This is a genomic window from Pseudomonas syringae pv. cilantro, from assembly GCF_001293775.1.
Lineage (GTDB): Bacteria > Pseudomonadota > Gammaproteobacteria > Pseudomonadales > Pseudomonadaceae > Aquipseudomonas > Aquipseudomonas syringae_P.
In genome coordinates, this window is sequence record NZ_LGLN01000078.1 from 87,077 (window position 1) to 102,220 (window position 15,144).

At 58.4% G+C, this 15,144-nt stretch carries 14 protein-coding genes and 1 pseudogene; 7 read left to right on the plus strand and 8 right to left on the minus strand.

The window, feature by feature from the left end:
- The first annotated feature begins 15 nt into the window (after positions 1 to 15).
- The 4 genes from ABJ99_RS21965 to ABJ99_RS21980 all read left to right on the plus strand — a co-directional run bounded on the left by ABJ99_RS21965 (position 16) and on the right by ABJ99_RS21980 (position 3,114).
- Positions 16 to 837 carry a CheR family methyltransferase gene (locus ABJ99_RS21965; RefSeq protein WP_054087599.1) on the plus strand — a complete coding sequence of 274 codons (822 nt, stop codon included), beginning with the start codon at positions 16 to 18 and terminating at the stop codon, positions 835 to 837.
- Positions 834 to 1,448, plus strand: a complete 615-nt coding sequence (locus ABJ99_RS21970) for a chemotaxis protein CheB (RefSeq protein ID WP_054087600.1) — start codon at positions 834 to 836, stop codon at positions 1,446 to 1,448. Before ABJ99_RS21965 ends, ABJ99_RS21970 begins: the two co-directional genes overlap by 4 nt.
- A complete protein-coding gene (locus ABJ99_RS21975; protein WP_054087601.1) occupies positions 1,442 to 2,623 on the plus strand; it encodes a hybrid sensor histidine kinase/response regulator in 1,182 nt (393 codons plus the stop codon). Before ABJ99_RS21970 ends, ABJ99_RS21975 begins: the two co-directional genes overlap by 7 nt.
- Positions 2,624 to 2,736: 113 nt before the next feature.
- Positions 2,737 to 3,114: a response regulator gene (locus ABJ99_RS21980; protein WP_007251816.1), complete on the plus strand. Its 378-nt coding sequence runs from the start codon at positions 2,737 to 2,739 to the stop codon at positions 3,112 to 3,114.
- 70 nt (positions 3,115 to 3,184) lie between these two features.
- Here ABJ99_RS21980 and ABJ99_RS21985 read toward each other — a convergent pair.
- Together ABJ99_RS21985 and ABJ99_RS21990 are read right to left on the minus strand one after the other, a co-directional pair.
- Positions 3,185 to 5,219, minus strand: a pseudogene (locus ABJ99_RS21985) (response regulator).
- Complete coding sequence (locus ABJ99_RS21990) at positions 5,216 to 6,700, minus strand: ATPase domain-containing protein (protein WP_054087602.1); 1,485 nt, start codon at positions 6,698 to 6,700, stop codon at positions 5,216 to 5,218. Before ABJ99_RS21990 ends, ABJ99_RS21985 begins: the two are co-directional and overlap by 4 nt.
- Positions 6,701 to 6,919: 219 nt before the next feature.
- Between ABJ99_RS21990 and ABJ99_RS21995 the strand changes: the two genes are divergently transcribed.
- Positions 6,920 to 7,732 (plus strand): crotonase/enoyl-CoA hydratase family protein, encoded by an 813-nt coding sequence (locus tag ABJ99_RS21995; protein ID WP_054087678.1) that lies wholly within the window; start codon positions 6,920 to 6,922, stop codon positions 7,730 to 7,732.
- A gap of 39 nt (positions 7,733 to 7,771) precedes the next feature.
- A complete protein-coding gene (gene nudC, locus ABJ99_RS22000; RefSeq protein WP_054087603.1) occupies positions 7,772 to 8,608 on the plus strand; it encodes an NAD(+) diphosphatase in 837 nt (278 codons plus the stop codon).
- Here nudC and ABJ99_RS22005 read toward each other — a convergent pair.
- The 6 genes from ABJ99_RS22005 to ABJ99_RS22030 form a co-directional block, all read right to left on the minus strand.
- Positions 8,576 to 9,343: a TSUP family transporter gene (locus ABJ99_RS22005; RefSeq protein ID WP_054087604.1), complete on the minus strand. Its 768-nt coding sequence runs from the start codon at positions 9,341 to 9,343 to the stop codon at positions 8,576 to 8,578. The genes nudC and ABJ99_RS22005 overlap by 33 nt on opposite strands.
- Before the next feature lie 88 nt (positions 9,344 to 9,431).
- On the minus strand, positions 9,432 to 10,583 hold the full coding sequence (locus ABJ99_RS22010; RefSeq protein ID WP_054087605.1) for a Gfo/Idh/MocA family protein: 1,152 nt from the start codon (positions 10,581 to 10,583) through the stop codon (positions 9,432 to 9,434).
- Positions 10,584 to 10,676: 93 nt separating this feature from the next.
- Positions 10,677 to 11,444 carry an SDR family oxidoreductase gene (locus tag ABJ99_RS22015; protein ID WP_054087606.1) on the minus strand — a complete coding sequence of 256 codons (768 nt, stop codon included), beginning with the start codon at positions 11,442 to 11,444 and terminating at the stop codon, positions 10,677 to 10,679.
- 23 nt (positions 11,445 to 11,467) lie between these two features.
- Positions 11,468 to 12,535 (minus strand): phosphotransferase family protein, encoded by a 1,068-nt coding sequence (locus ABJ99_RS22020; protein ID WP_054087607.1) that lies wholly within the window; start codon positions 12,533 to 12,535, stop codon positions 11,468 to 11,470.
- Positions 12,536 to 12,724: 189 nt separating this feature from the next.
- Complete coding sequence (locus tag ABJ99_RS22025) at positions 12,725 to 13,042, minus strand: SCP2 sterol-binding domain-containing protein (protein ID WP_054087608.1); 318 nt, start codon at positions 13,040 to 13,042, stop codon at positions 12,725 to 12,727.
- 54 nt (positions 13,043 to 13,096) lie between these two features.
- Positions 13,097 to 13,807: a histidine phosphatase family protein gene (locus tag ABJ99_RS22030; RefSeq protein WP_054087609.1), complete on the minus strand. Its 711-nt coding sequence runs from the start codon at positions 13,805 to 13,807 to the stop codon at positions 13,097 to 13,099.
- Between the two features lie 206 nt (positions 13,808 to 14,013).
- Between ABJ99_RS22030 and sohB the strand changes: the two genes are divergently transcribed.
- Positions 14,014 to 15,036: a protease SohB gene (sohB, locus tag ABJ99_RS22035; protein WP_054087610.1), complete on the plus strand. Its 1,023-nt coding sequence runs from the start codon at positions 14,014 to 14,016 to the stop codon at positions 15,034 to 15,036.
- The last annotated feature ends 108 nt before the right edge of the window (positions 15,037 to 15,144 follow it).

Consider the following 15,144-nt stretch of genomic DNA (forward strand, 5'->3'; position numbering starts at 1 on the left):
GAGCGGAGTGTCCCCATGCAGCTTGACCGAAGCGTCGATATCGAACTGCGCCTGCTGATCGAGGCGATCTACCTCAAGTACAGTTACGACTTTCGCGATTATTCCGGCGCGTCGGTCAAGCGGCGGGTCATGCATGCCTTGCGTCAGTTCGAATGCAGCACCATTTCTGCCTTGCAGGAGCGTGTGCTTCACGATCCGGCAGCGTTCATGCAGCTATTGCAGATTCTCACCATCCCGGTCAGCGAAATGTTTCGCGATCCTGCGCACTTTCTGGCGATTCGCACCGAAGTCGTGCCATTGCTGCGCACGTATCCGTCGATCAAGGTCTGGATCGCCGGGTGCAGCACGGGAGAAGAGGTTTACTCCATGGCCATTTTGCTGCGCGAAGAGGGCCTGCTGGAGAAGACCATCATTTACGCCACCGATATCAACCCTTACTCGCTGGAAAAGGCCAAGCAGGGCATTTTCTCCATGGAGAACCTGCGGACCTATACCGAGAACTACCGCAACTCCGGCGGCCAGCGCAATTTCGCCGAGTATTACACGTCGGCCTACGATTACGCGATTTTCGACAAGACCCTCCGCGAGAATGTGACCTTTGCCGATCACAGCCTGGCGACAGACAGTGTATTCTCCGAAACACAATTTATTTCGTGTCGTAATGTGTTGATTTATTTCAATAAAAAATTGCAGGATCGTGCCTTCGGACTGTTCCACGAATCATTGAGCCATCGTGGTTTTCTGGCGCTCGGCAGCAAGGAGACGCTCGACTTTTCCGCCTACGGCGGTGCGTTCGAGACATTGATCAAGCCCGAGCGGATTTACCGCAAGTTATGAAAACCCATTTCGGCGCTGATTCGTCCGGTAACGGTTTGCCCGCTGTCGATGCAATTGTCGTCGGGGCCTCGGCTGGCGGGGTTGAAGCGTTGCTGAAAATATTCAGTGCACTGCGACCCGGTTTCAGTTTGCCAGTATTGACGGTGCTGCATTTGCCGGACGATCGACGCAGCCAGCTGGCCCACGTGTTCCAGAATCGCTTGCAGATACCCGTCAAGGAAGCCGATGACAAGGAGGATATCGTGCCCGGTACGCTTTATTTTGCGCCTTCGAGCTATCACCTTTCGGTGGAGTCGGATCGCAGCCTGTCGTTGAGTCAGGAGGACCGCGTGTTTTACTCGCGTCCGAGCATCGACATCCTCTTCGATTCGGCGGCGGACGCCTACGGCTCGCGGCTGGCAGGTGTGCTGCTGACCGGCGCCAACAATGATGGCGCGCGCGGTCTGCTGCAGATCAGGAAAAACGGTGGTTTCACGGTAATCCAGGACCCTTCGCAAGCTCAGGCCTCGACCATGCCCGAGGCTGCTCTGGCGCTGCACTCGCCGGATTACCTTCTTTCTTTGACTGATATTGGCCGATTGCTGGTCGAGCTGGAACGAACCGCATGTTAAGTGAAATTCAGGCCAAGCTGCTGATCGTCGACGACCTGCCGGAAAACCTGCTGGCCCTCGAGGCATTGATCAAGCGCGAGGACCGTATCGTATTCAAGGCCCTCTCGGCTGACGAGGCGCTGTCGTTGCTGTTGCAGCACGAATTCGCGCTGGCCATTCTCGACGTGCAGATGCCCGGCATGAACGGCTTCGAGCTGGCCGAAATGATGCGCAGCACGGAAAAAACCAAAAACATCCCGATCGTGTTCGTCAGCGCTGCCGGCCGAGAGCTGAATTACGCCTTCAAAGGCTACGAAAGCGGTGCGGTCGATTTTCTGCACAAGCCGCTGGATATTCATGCGGTGAAGAGCAAGGTCAATGTCTTCGTCGATCTGTATCGACAGCGCAAGGCCATGAAACTCCAGGTTGAAGAGCTCGAGCGCAGTCGCCAGGAGCAAGAACTGCTGCTCATGCGCTTGCAGTCCACACAGAGCGAGCTGGAACATGCCATCCGCATGCGTGATGACTTCATGTCGATCGTCTCGCATGAGGTACGCACGCCGCTGAACGGTCTGATTCTGGAAACCCAATTGCGCAAGCTGCACCTGGCCAAGGACAACGCCGGCGCGTTCACCATGGAAAAGCTGCGGGCCATGGTCGACCGCGACGAGCGACAGATCCAGAGCCTGATCCGGCTGATCGAAGACATGCTCGACGTTTCAAGAATTCGCACCGGTAAATTGTCGATCAGGCCGAGCCCGTTTGACTTGAGCGAGCTGGTCAGCCAGTTGCTGGAAAGCTTCGCTGCGCAGATTGCCGCTGCCAACTCCAGCATCACGCTGTTTGCTGACGAGCCGGTGATTGGTGTCTGGGACGAGTTTCGCATTGAGCAGGTGCTGGCCAACCTGTTGACCAATGCACTGCGTTACGGGGCACGCAAGCCTGTCGAGGTGCGGGTGTTTGGCAAGGACGGCCATGCCTATATCGAGGTCACGGATCAAGGCATCGGCATCACGCCTGAAAACCAGAAGCGCATTTTCCAGCAGTTTGAACGTGTCACGACCAATCACGCAGTTGCCGGACTGGGGCTCGGATTGTTTATTTCCGAACAGATCGTGATGGCGCACGGTGGGCGCATCGAGGTTGAAAGCGAGGAGGGTGTGGGCTCTACGTTCCGCATTCGTCTGCCGCTATAGCGCTTTGTTGCAACTGTTGGCCAATGGCAATCAAGTTTAATCGCATACAGGCGCAACCTCCCATGACGGCCGTGGTCGTAATGGCAGCTATCTATAAGATCAAAGGCAGTTCAATGAGCGCTGATGCAGAAAACGTCGTACTAATCGTCGAAGACGAACCACTGATCCTGATGTTGCTCGCCGATTATCTGTCGGGTGTGGGCTATCGCGTTCTTCAGGCGGAAAACGGTGAGCAGGCTTTCGAAATTCTGGCCACCAAGCCTCACCTGGACCTGATGATTACCGATTACAGGCTGCCGGGCGGCATTTCGGGTGTGCAGATCGCCGAGCCTGCGGTCATGCTGCGTCCTGAGCTGAAAGTGATTTTCATCAGCGGCTACCCGGCAGAAATTCTTGAATCGGGCAGCCCCATTGCTGCCAAGGCCCCCATTCTGGCGAAGCCGTTCACGATGGAAACCTTGCAGTCCAAGATCCAGAGCCTGCTGGCCTGACGCCGAATCTGCAACGGATGCCGCCCCGAGCGCTTGGCGTGCGGCGGTCATTGAATGAAGAAGCCTGATATCAGGCTTCGATCATTTCTCTGACTTTCGAGGTCAGGTGGTCAAAAGCGAATGGCTTGGTGATCAATTGCATACCGGTTTCAAGAAAGCCTGCCCGCACGGCGGCATGCTCGGCATAGCCGGTAATGAACAGCACCTTCAGCTCTGGCCGCAACTGGCGGGCGATTTCGGCCAATTGTCGGCCGTTCATGCCCGGTAGTCCCACGTCACTGATCAGCAGATCGATGCGCTGCCCCGACTCGAGAATAGGCACCGCACCGGGCGCATCACTCGCTTCGATGAAGGCATAGCCCAGTTCACTCAGCACCTCACTGACCAGCGCGCGAACGGCCGAGTCATCTTCGACGATCAAAACGGTTTCGCCGTCTTCAGCGTGAATCGCGTGGCTCTGGAAGCTCTGCTCATCATCGTTCTGCAAGCCTTGAAAGCGCGGCAGAAACAATTGCACCGTGGTGCCTTGACCGACTTCACTGCTGATCGACACATGGCCGTGTGATTGTTTGCTGAAGCCATAGATCATCGACAGACCGAGGCCGGTGCCTTGGCCAATCGGTTTGGTGGTGAAAAACGGATCGAATGCCCGGCTGATCACTGCCTCCGGCATGCCGCAGCCGGTGTCAGTTACGCTCAGCACCACGTAATCGCCCGGCAACAGGTTTTCATGGGCATTGGTGAAGGTCTTGTCCAAGTGCTGGTTGTACGTCTCAACCACCAGCTCGCCGCCCCCCTCGGACATCGCGTCGCGGGCATTGAGCACCAGGTTGAGCAAAGCATTTTCCAGCTGGTTGGGGTCGGCCTCGGCGGTCCACAGATCTTCCGCCAAGCGCATCCGCAAACGGATGCTCTCGTTGACGCTGCGGCGCAGCAGCTCATTCATAGCGTTGACCAGGTGGTTCATGTGCACCGGGTTTGGAGTCCAGCGACTGGCGACGCGAGAATGCCAGCAAGCGATGGGTGAGGTCGGCAGCGCGGTTGGCTGACGTCACGCCCAGATCGATCAGGCCTTCCAGTTCCTGCACCTGGCCGCGCGCCACACGCCTTCTGATCAGCTCAAGACTGCCAATGATGCCGGTCAGCATATTGTTGAAATCATGGGCGATGCCGCCAGTCAACTGACCGACCGCCTCCATTTTCTGCGACTGGCGCAGCACTTCTTCCTTATGACGCAGCTGGGCAGTGCGTTCTTCGACCTGCTGCTCGAGGGTCTCGTTGAGGCGACGCAGCTGCGATTCTGCCTGTTTGCGTTCGGTGATGTCTGACGTGACACCCGCCATCGAGCTGACCATGTCGTGATTATTGCGAATCGCACGGGCACGCACATCCACCCAATTGAGGGAGCCGTCAGGCCACACGTTGCGGTATTCGATGATGAAATCGACGCCGGAATCCAGGCTGCGCTGCAGTGCGGATTGCATGCGTGGCTGATCTTCGGAATAGACGATGGACAGCCAGTCGCCATAATTGAATTCTGCCTGTTCATCCAGACCGAAATGCGCCTTGGTGATGGCGGAGCAGTTGAGTTTCAGATTTTCCGCCTGCAATTGCCACGAGCCGAGACGTCCGGCTTTCAGTGCGTTCTGCAGGCTGCGTTCGCTTTCATGCAGGTCTTCGATTCGGCCCCGGGCCTCATACTGCCGCCTGCGGCCACGCACTGCAGTCGTCACCAGGCTGACCAGGGTGACCGGATGAAACGGGCGCTCCAGAAAGGTTACGTTGCCCAGTAGAGTGCCCAAACGAGCGGACAGATTATGTTCCGGGCCGCCATGATGCGTGAGCAGAACAATAGGCAGGTCAGACCAGGCCGGTTGTTGCGACAGTAAATCAAGTAGCGGGTTGATGTCGCCATTTTGCAGTGCCTCATCGGCGATGATCGCAAGGCCTGCTCCGGCAGCCAGCTCTTTGACCAGCGCCGTCAGGTCACTGACCACGGCTGCCGGGAAACCTGCTTCATCGAGTATCCGCTGGGCAATCTGATTGTCTCGCCCTCTGGGGGCGAAGATGATTGCACGCTCGGACAGCTGGCCCGGAATACTCACAAGTCTTCATCCACCAGAAGTGGCTTTTTGTCGCCCAGGTAGGTGGGGATACCGCCCAAAACGCCTTGGAACGCATCCAGCGGCTCGCCGATGGTCAGCCCGGTCGAGCTGATGCGGTATTCGCAGATGGTCGATTCGTGAGTGCCGGTCCGCTTCTTGATAATCGACACGGCACGGCGCACCTGGCCCTGTGCCTCGAAGTAGCGCAGCAGGATGACGCTGTCGGCGAGGTAGGTGATATCGACCGGAGAACGCATGTCGCCCACCAGCCCGTGCTGGGCGACGGTGATGAATGTCGACGCGCCCTGACGATTGAGGTAGAGCAGCAGCTCATGCATGTGTAGCACCAGCGCGCTTTCTTCCGGCATTGCTGCCTGATAGCCATTGATGCTGTCGATGATCACCGTCTTGATCTGTTTGCGGTCCACCGCACGGCGTACGCGGTGCGCGAACTCGCCGGGTGACAGCTCCGCTGCGTCGATCTGCTCGATCACCAGATTGCCGGTGCTCTGCAGTGCACGAAGGTCAATGCCGAGCTTGAGCATGCGCTCGAACAGCAGGCCCATTTCTTCATCGAAAATGAACAAGCCGACGCGCTCGCCGCGTGCCACCGCCTGCACCGCAAACACCAGCGATATAAGCGACTTGCCGGTGCCGGCCGGGCCGAGGATCAAGGTGCTCGAGCCGCTTTCAATGCCGCCGCCCAGCAAGCTGTCCAGCCCCGCAATGCCGCTGCTCATCTGCGTGCGCGGGAAATCAGAGCGGTATTCGGCCGCGATCAGGCGCGGGAACACATGAATGCCATCCTCGGCAATGGTGAAGTCGTGATAACCGCCGCGGTACTTCTGGCCACGGTATTTGACGATCTTCACGCGCCTGCGCTCGGCGCCGTAGGTTGGCGTGAGCGATTCGAGGCGGATCACCCCGTGGGCGACGCTGTGTACGGTCTTGTCGAGCGCTTCGGTGGTCAGGTCATCCAGCAGCAGTACCGTCGCGTTGTAGCGGGTGAAGTAATGCTTGATAGCCAGAATCTGCCGACGATAACGCAGGGAACTTTGCGCCAGCAGGCGGATTTCCGACAGGCTGTCGATCACCACCCGTGATGGCTTGACGCGCTCGACCACTTCGAAGATGTTGCGCGTCGCTTCGCCAAGTTCCAGGTCCGAGGAATAGAGCAGGCTTTGATGATGATCGCCGTCGAGCAGATTCTCAGGCGGGGTCAGCTCGAAAATATTGATTTCGTCCGCCAGTTCCCAGCCGTGCGACGCTGCGCCTTCGCGCAGCTCATGCTCGGTCTCGGACAGGGTGATGTACAACGACACTTCACCCAGGTTTGCTCCTGCCTGGAGAAACTGAAGTGCTACGGTTGTCTTGCCGGTTCCGGGTTCGCCTTCGAGAAGGAAAACATGATTGCGTGAAAGACCACCTGAAAGGATGTCGTCCAGACCTTCAATCCCGGTTGCCGCTTTTGACGTATTCAAGTATCGCCCTCTGATAACCCATGTAGGTTTTGATGCTGCCTAATACTGGACCGCCCCAAAATCTCGCGGTTCACACTATTTGTGGTGGGATTCGCGGATATAGCCATCCAAATGAGTGGCTTAGGGTTTTGAAAAAGTCGTTTCAGTCGGCTTACGGTATTTATTTATCTATTGTTATAGTTCTGCTTCCGGATTTTGAACATGTCTGAGGATAACGCGGTGTCCGAATACCAGGCCTTCAAGGTCGAACTGGCCGACAGCATTGCCCATGTGCAGATCAACAGGCCCGATAAGGTCAATGCCATGAACGCGGCGTTCTGGTCGGAAATCCTCGAGATATTCGACTGGATAGAACATAACGACGAGGTGCGCGTCGTGGTGCTGAGCGGTGCGGGCAAGCATTTTTCCTCAGGTATCGACCTGGCGTTGCTGGCCTCGGTCGCCGGCCAGATGGGCGAAGACGCAGGCCGCAATGCGCGACTGCTCAGACGCAAGATTCTCGACATGCAGGCCTCGTTCACCACAGTCGACCGTTGTCGCAAGCCGGTACTGGCTGCGATTCAGGGCTATTGCCTGGGCGGCGCCATTGACCTGATTTCGGCGTGTGATATGCGCTACGCGGCGGCCGACGCGCAGTTTGCAATCCGCGAAATCGACATGGGCATGGCGGCCGATGTAGGCACTTTGCAGCGTTTGCCGAAAATCATCGGTGACGGCATGCTGCGTGAACTGGCCTACACCGGACGCACGGTCGGCGCCGAGGAGGCGCAGCGCATCGGGCTGGTCAATCGCACCTTCGATGATCCTGCGAGTCTGTTGGAAGGTGTGTTTGCGCTGGCGCGGGACATCGCGGGCAAGTCGCCGATCGCCATCGAGGGCACCAAGCAGATGATCAGCTATATGCGTGATCACCGGGTCGAGGACGGGCTTGAGCACGTTGCCCTCTGGAACGCCGCCATGTTGCAATCACCCGATCTGAAGCTGGCGATGGTTGCGCACATGAGCAAGCAGAAGCCGATATTCGAAAATTGATACAGCACGATGCTTGTGCGCAGACAAAGGAGTTTTTCCATGACGCGCCCGGTGCGTTGGACAACAGCAGTTCTGGATATCGAGGCTGAAGGAGGCTTGGCCGTGGTCCACAGCGATCAGGGCTTCCTGCTGGACAGCAACGGGGTGATGTTCCCCAGAGCCTGGCTGAACGGTCTGGGTCTGCCGGTGCAGAGTGAGCACGGCATTGGCCATCTGGACGGCGAACCCGTGTATCTGCTGGTGCTGGAAGGGCCGGCCGACGTCGAGGGCTGTACCTGGCAGGGCCTGCGCCAGTTCATGATGGAGGGCGACTTCGCAGTGTTCCAGATGCTCGGTTATGCCGCGCAGGTCAGCACCTGGGCCAGGGAGCATCGCTTTTGTGGCGCCTGCGGTCGGCCAACGGTGCAGATCCCCGGTGAGCGGGCAATGTACTGCGAGCACGACAAGCTGCGACTGTATCCGCGTATTTCCCCCAGCATGATTGTACTGGTGACCAGAGGCGACGAAATCCTGCTGGCCCGTTCGCCGCGCTTCGTCACCGGTATGTACAGCGCGCTGGCCGGTTTTGTCGAACCGGGCGAGTCAGCGGAAGACTGCGTACACCGTGAAGTGATGGAAGAGGTGCAGGTCAGAATCAAGAACCTGAAATACCTGGGAAGCCAGTGCTGGCCGTTCCCGCATTCGATGATGCTGGGCTTTCATGCCGAATACGACAGCGGCGACATCGTGCCGCAGGCGGAAGAGATCGAAGACGCGCGCTGGTTTCATGTCAATGATCTGCCAGCCTTGCCGGCCAATCGCTCCATTGCGCGCTATCTGATCGAAGCGCATCTGTCGCAGCGCTCAGGCGCCGCCGAACCAGTGTTGCCAGGCTAGGCGCACGGTCAGCCCCAGCACGACGGTGATGAACACCGGGCGGATGAATTTGGCACCGCCCTTTATCGCGGTTCCTGCGCCAAAATACGCACCGAGCATCACGGCCAGGCCCATGCTGAGGCCGATGATGTAATCCACCTGACCGGAAAACATGAACACCGATAGCGCCACGGCATTGCTGACGAAGTTCATGCTGCGCGCCACACCGCTGGCCTTGACCAGATCCACCGGGTAGAGCAGCAGGGTGCTGACCGTCCAGAACGCCCCGGTGCCTGGTCCGGCAACGCCGTCGTAAAAACCCAGCCCCAGCCCCTGAGGTAACTGCCATTTCTTTCTGATGGGGGCGTCGCTGTCCAGCGGAGCCTTGGGCGTGCCGCCAAACAGCAGGTACAGGCCGCAGCCGAACACAATCACCGGCAGCATCTGGTTCAGCCATTCGGCAGGCAGGTAATGAGCAATGGCTGCGCCTACGGCGGTACCGATCACGGCATGCAGCCACTGGCGTGGATGAAACAGTTTGCGCCGGTAGAAGGTGAAGCTGGCGGTTGCCGAACCGAAGGTCGAACTGAGCTTGTTGGTCCCCAGCACCAGATGCGGTGGCAGCCCGGCCGTCATCAATGCGGGCGTGGTGAGCAATCCACCGCCGCCGGCTATGGCGTCGATGAAGCCCGCTAAAAAGGCCACCACCGCGAGGATGGCGAGGGTGGTCAGGTCGACGCTGAGTTCAAAAGGCATGACAAGAGGGCTTATAGAGAGAGCGGCAGAGGGCGGCAGGACTGCCCGAATGTCGCGCATTCTACCCCTCGTCAGCGCTCTCAGGAAGTCAGATATCTGCCAGTGCGACCCAACGCTGCTCCGCTGCAGCAAGGCGTATGGCCGTTGCCAGACGCTCGATCTGCCAGGCCTCTTCGAAGTCCGGCCCATGGCTGCCCGAGCCACAGACCGCCTGAATCAACGCCTGTACCTCAAGCGCCTTGAGCTCGTTGTAGCCCAACTGATGACCGGGTGCCGGGCAGAAGGCGGCATAACCAGGCTGGGCCGGGCCCGCCAGCAGCCGCTGAAAACCATCGCGACCCGGTGCGCCCGCCCGGTACACGCGCAATTCGTTCAAGCGCTCCTGGTCAAACGCCAGCGTGCCGCGAGTGCCGCTGATTTCGAAGCTCAGGTGGTTTTTGTAGCCGTGCTTGAGCCAGCTGCTGCTGAACGTCCCGCGCGCGCCGTTGGCGAAACGCAGCAGCGCATGGGTCTGATCGTCGACGGCGATGGCGCGCATTTCGGAACTGCCCGAACTGGCAGGACGCTGACGATGTACGGTACTGCAATCGGCGCAGACGGTTTCGACGTCGCCAAGCAGATAACGCGCCATACCCAACAGATGACTGCCCAGATCAGCCAGGGCGCCGCCCGCGTGCGCGGCATCGCAACGCCATGACCAGGGTGATGCCGGGTTGCCCATGAAGTCTTCGCTGAATTCACCCTGAAAGCTGACGATCTCGCCCAGTTCGCCCGCATCGATCATGTCTCTGGCCAGGGCGATCATCGGGTTGTGCTGATAGTTGTAACCAACCTTTGTCACCACCCCGGCCGCTTTGGCACTACGGTGCATTTCATAGGCCTGCGCCAGACTGACCGCCAGCGGCTTTTCACAGTAAACCGCTTTGCCTGCAGCGATGGCGGCCATGGCCATGGGGTAGTGCAGGTGGTTGGGCGTGGTGATCGCGACGATCTGCACCTGCGGGTCGTTGATCAACTGCTGCCAGTCGGCATGGCTGCGATCGAAGCCCCATGCCTGCGCACACTGTTCGGCTCGCACATGGTCGGCGTCGGCCAGCGCAACGAGGCGAATGCGGGCCGGCAATTCCAGAGCCGCGTTGGCATTGCCAAACGCAAGCGCATGGGCACGGCCCATGAAACCTGTGCCGATCAGGCCCATGCCGAGTTCCGGTATAGCAACAGATGGGTGGTGTTCCCGCATGACAGTCTCCAAAGAGGATTGTTGTTATGCGGAAAATATATTCCAAATAAAAAATAAATGGAAAATTAATTCATTGTTTCGACGAACTATCAGTCAGGACAGAAACCCGCCATCCACATTCAATGCCACACCTGTGGTGTAGCTGGACGCTTCGCTCGCGAGATACAGCACGGCGCCAGCCATTTCACTGGGTGCTGCAACACGCTTCAGCGGGATTTGCGAAAGGGCGAGATTGAGGATCGCATCGTTCTTGACCAGCGCCGAGGCAAATCTGGTATCGGTCAGGCCGGGCAACAAGGCATTGCAGCGAATACCGAACTCCGCACATTCCTTGGCAAACACCTTGGTCATGTTGACCACTGCCGCTTTGGTCATCGAGTAGACACCCTGATAAGCACCTGGCGACACCGCGTTGATCGATGCAACATTGATGATGCTGCCACCACCACTTTCCCGCATCAGCTTGCCTGCCTCCACGGACATGAAGAAATAACCGCGAATGTTCACGTCGACGGTCTTCTGGAACGCACTGAGGTCGGTGTCCAGCACGTTGCAGAATTGCGGGTTGGTGGCGGCGTTGTTGACCAGAATGTCCAGGCGGCCGAATTGCTGGCGAACCTGCGCAAACACATTGGTGATCTGTTCCATCTCACCGATGTGGCAGGCCAGCGCTGTGGCCTGGCCGCCCTCGGCAACGATTGCGTCGGCCACCGCCTGGCAGCCGTCGAACTTGCGGCTTGAAACAATGACGTGTGCACCTTGCCGGGCCAGCAGTCTGGCAATGGCTTCGCCGATGCCACGGCTGGCGCCGGAAACGAAAGCGATCTTGCCGTCGAGGTCGAAAAGCTGGGTTCTGGACATTTCAGTTCCTGATCTTGGCGCCATCAAAGGCTGGATTTGGCGATTACCGCCATGCTCATCTGCTCGAGCAGCCGGTTCATCTGCACGAACTGAGCGAAGCGTTTGTCCTGGGTCTGGCCGTGATAAAAGCGGTAGTAGATCTGTTGCACGATACCAGCCAGACGAAACAGGCCGTAGGTGTAGTAAAAGTCGAAGTTGTCGATACGGATGCCGGCGCGTTCGGCGTAGTAATCGACGAACGCCTGCCGGGTCAGCATGCCAGGAGCGTTGCTGGGCTGGCGGCGCATCAACTGCACGGGCGCAGGATCGTCCGCCTGAATCCAGTAGGCAAGGCTGTTGCCCAGATCCATCAGCGGATCACCCAGCGTGGTCAGTTCCCAGTCCAGCACGCCGATGATGCGCATCGGGTTCTCGGCGTCGAGGATCACGTTGTCGAAGCGGTAGTCATTGTGCACGATGTTTGAGGTGGGCGAGTCGGCAGGCATTTTCGCCGCCAGCCAGGCCTTGACCTGCTCCCACGCCGGAGCGTCCGGGGTCATGGCTTTTTCGTAGCGTTCGGACCAGCCGACAATCTGTCGCTGCACATAACCTTGCGGTTTCCCCAGATCGCCGAGCCCGCACGCCTGATAGTCGACCTGGTGCAGGTCGACCAGCTTGTCGATAAAGCCCTTGCACAGGTCTTCGGTTTGCTGCGTGTTCAGGCCCAGTTGCGGCGGCAGATCACAGCGCAGAATGATCCCTTCGACGCGCTGCATGACGTAGAACTCCGCGCCGATCACCGACGCATCGGTGCAATGCAGATAGGCTTGAGGGCAGTAAGGAAACGCGTCCTTGAGCTGGTTGAGTATCCTGTATTCGCGACCCATGTCATGCGCTGACCTGGCCTTGTGGCCGAAAGGCGGGCGGCGCAGCACCAGTTCTTTTCCGGGGTACTGGATCAAATAAGTGAGGTTCGACGCGCCGCCGGGGAACTGGCTGATGCTCGGGGTGCCTTCGAGCGCCGGGAGATGAGCCTTCAGATAGGGATCGATGAGGGAAACGTCCAGTTCTTCGCCCGGACGAATCTCGGTGGACTGATCGGTCAGCGCCATGCTTATCCCTTTTGCTTATTATGGTCCGTTGGCATCATTGACCAATTTAATGATTGATCCATTCGCCAGCAACTGCGCTACAGCTTTATAGGCTAGCGTGTTGCCGAGCGATCAGCAGCCTTGATTCCGTACGGGCAGGCCAAAAAAAACCGAAGCGGTCAGCTTCGGTTCAGGGCGCGTCTCAGGCAGTTATACCGGAAACAGCTCGCTGAGCTTCATGGCCAGCATCATGTCGCCCTCGGCGCGCAGCTTGCCGCCCATGAATGCCTGCATGCCGTCGGTTTCGCCGCTGACAATGCCCTTCAGGGTCGCGCTGTCCATGACCAGCGTTACATTGGCGTCCGGGTTTTTACCTTCCTGCAGTTCGCAGGTGCTGTCCTTGACGATCAGCGCGTAATGTTTGTCTTCATCGGTGATGTTGAACCCGAATACCAGGTCCAGGCCGGCCGCAGCTGCCGGGTTGAACTTGGCTTGCATGGTTTTGACGGCGCCGTCTACTGAGGTCATTTCGTGATCCTTTTAGAGTGATTGCTGCGTCCGCAGGGACGCAATGTACGGAAACTAGCGGTACGTGATGAGTTCTGGAGTCTTCAGCAATTGCAGGTGCGTATAACTGTTGAAGGAAGCCAGGCTGACCTGATTGCCTTTGAATTCAAGCTGATGCAGCGAAGCATTGACGATGTGCCAGTGCAGCTCGACCGCTTGCGCGGCAGGCATGCCGGTAATCAGATGCAGCAGGGCAGTGATGGTGCCGCCGGACGTGAACACGGCAACACGTTCATGCGGGCCTGCTACCTCAAGAATTCTGCTCAGACCGGCCTGCACGCGAGCCACGAAGGCTGCCCAGCTTTGCAGCTCCGGCGTATCGTGCCGGCCGCTCAGCCAGCGCTGGGTAATCAGCGTGAACAGCCGCTGAAACCCGGCGCGATCCTCTGCCGCATTGCGCAGAATATTCAGGGCTTCGGGCTCCTCGCCGAGTATTGTCGGAATCAGCGCACGAATCACCCCTTCGGCATCGAATTCGTCAAAGGCGCTGTCAGTCTCGATGAGTGGTACTTCCAGCCCGGCTTCGGCGTACTGCGCCAGTGCGTGCCGGGCGGTGTCTTTCTGGCGCAGCAGCTCTCCCGACAGGCAGCGGTCGAACGTCAGCCCCAGGTCTACAAGGTGTGCACCCAGCACCTGCGCCTGACGAATGCCAACCGGCGACAGAACGTCATAATCGTCTGCACCAAATGAGGCCTGGCCATGTCGTATCAGGTAGATGCTGCCCACGTCCGTCGTCGTCTCGGTACGTTGAAGGTCTGGCGAGGTTATGAGGGATGCCGGGGAGCTGTCAATGAAAAAACATACGCTCGTTTGAAATCATCGTTTTAATGGTTTGTAACGGGTCGCCTGCTGGTGATCCGTACAGGGCGCCGGTATGCTGCATTCACCGCTGCCCTTGATCGGTAAGGGCCCAACGCAAGTGAGGAACAATCGTGGATTTTGTTGTCGATTACGCAAGTTTTCTGGCCAAGACCGTGACGCTGGTGATCGCCATCGTCGTGGTGCTGGTTGCCATTGCGTCCATGCGCGGCAAGGGCCGCCGTAAAACAGCTGGTCAATTGCAGGTCACGCGCCTCAATGACTTCTATAAAGGCCTGCGTGATCGCCTTGAGCAATCGTTGCTGGACAAGGATCGCCTCAAGGCGCTGCGCAAGGAGCAGGGCAAGGCGCTGAAGAAAGAGAAGAAGCTGGCCGAGTCCAGATCACGTGTTTACGTACTGGACTTTGACGGTGACATCAAGGCGTCTGCCACTGAAAGCATGCGCCACGAGATCACCGCGCTGCTGACCCTCGCCACCGACAAGGACGAAGTGGTGCTGCGTCTGGAAAGCGGCGGCGGCATGGTCCATAGCTACGGCCTGGCATCCTCGCAACTGGCGCGCATTCGTCAGGCGGGCATCCCGCTGACCGTATGCATCGACAAGGTCGCGGCCAGCGGCGGTTACATGATGGCGTGCATCGGCAACAAAATCATCAGCGCACCGTTCGCCATTCTGGGCTCTATCGGCGTCGTGGCGCAGTTGCCGAACGTCAACCGCCTGTTGAAGAAGCACGACATCGATTTTGAAGTGCTGACAGCAGGCGAGTACAAGCGCACGCTGACCGTATTTGGCGAAAACACCGAGAAGGGTCGTGAGAAATTTCAGCAAGACCTGGATATTACCCACGACCTGTTCAAGAACTTCGTCGCCAGCTACCGCCCGCAACTGTCCATCGATGAAGTAGCGACCGGCGAAGTGTGGCTGGGCATGGCGGCCATCGACAAATTGCTGGTCGACGAGCTGAAAACCAGCGACGAATATCTGGCTGAACGTGCCAAAGAGGCCGATGTGTTCCACCTGCATTATGTTCAGCGCAAAAGTCTGCAAGAGCGCATGGGCATGGCCGCGGCCACGTCGGTGGATCAGGTGGCTAGCAAGTGGTGGGGGCGTTTGACTCAGCAGCGGTTCTGGTAAGTATGGAGCGTAGGCACGGTGGTCATCAGTTCCCGGGCCGCGCCTTTAGCCAAATTGCTCTAAAGTGCTTTTCAACCACGATGGCACAGACGACGCAGAGTGCGACGT

Coding starts and splice junctions, on each gene's coding strand:
- ABJ99_RS21965 (WP_054087599.1), top strand. CDS start 16: ATGCAGCTTGACCGAAGCGTCGATATCGAACTGCGCCTGCTGATCGAG.
- ABJ99_RS21975 (WP_054087601.1), top strand. CDS start 1,442: ATGTTAAGTGAAATTCAGGCCAAGCTGCTGATCGTCGACGACCTGCCG.
- ABJ99_RS21970 (WP_054087600.1), top strand. CDS start 834: ATGAAAACCCATTTCGGCGCTGATTCGTCCGGTAACGGTTTGCCCGCT.
- ABJ99_RS21980 (WP_007251816.1), top strand. CDS start 2,737: ATGAGCGCTGATGCAGAAAACGTCGTACTAATCGTCGAAGACGAACCA.
- ABJ99_RS22025 (WP_054087608.1), bottom strand. CDS start 13,042: ATGACCTCAGTAGACGGCGCCGTCAAAACCATGCAAGCCAAGTTCAAC.
- nudC (WP_054087603.1), top strand. CDS start 7,772: ATGACGCGCCCGGTGCGTTGGACAACAGCAGTTCTGGATATCGAGGCT.
- ABJ99_RS22015 (WP_054087606.1), bottom strand. CDS start 11,444: ATGTCCAGAACCCAGCTTTTCGACCTCGACGGCAAGATCGCTTTCGTT.
- ABJ99_RS22010 (WP_054087605.1), bottom strand. CDS start 10,583: ATGCGGGAACACCACCCATCTGTTGCTATACCGGAACTCGGCATGGGC.
- ABJ99_RS22020 (WP_054087607.1), bottom strand. CDS start 12,535: ATGGCGCTGACCGATCAGTCCACCGAGATTCGTCCGGGCGAAGAACTG.
- ABJ99_RS22005 (WP_054087604.1), bottom strand. CDS start 9,343: ATGCCTTTTGAACTCAGCGTCGACCTGACCACCCTCGCCATCCTCGCG.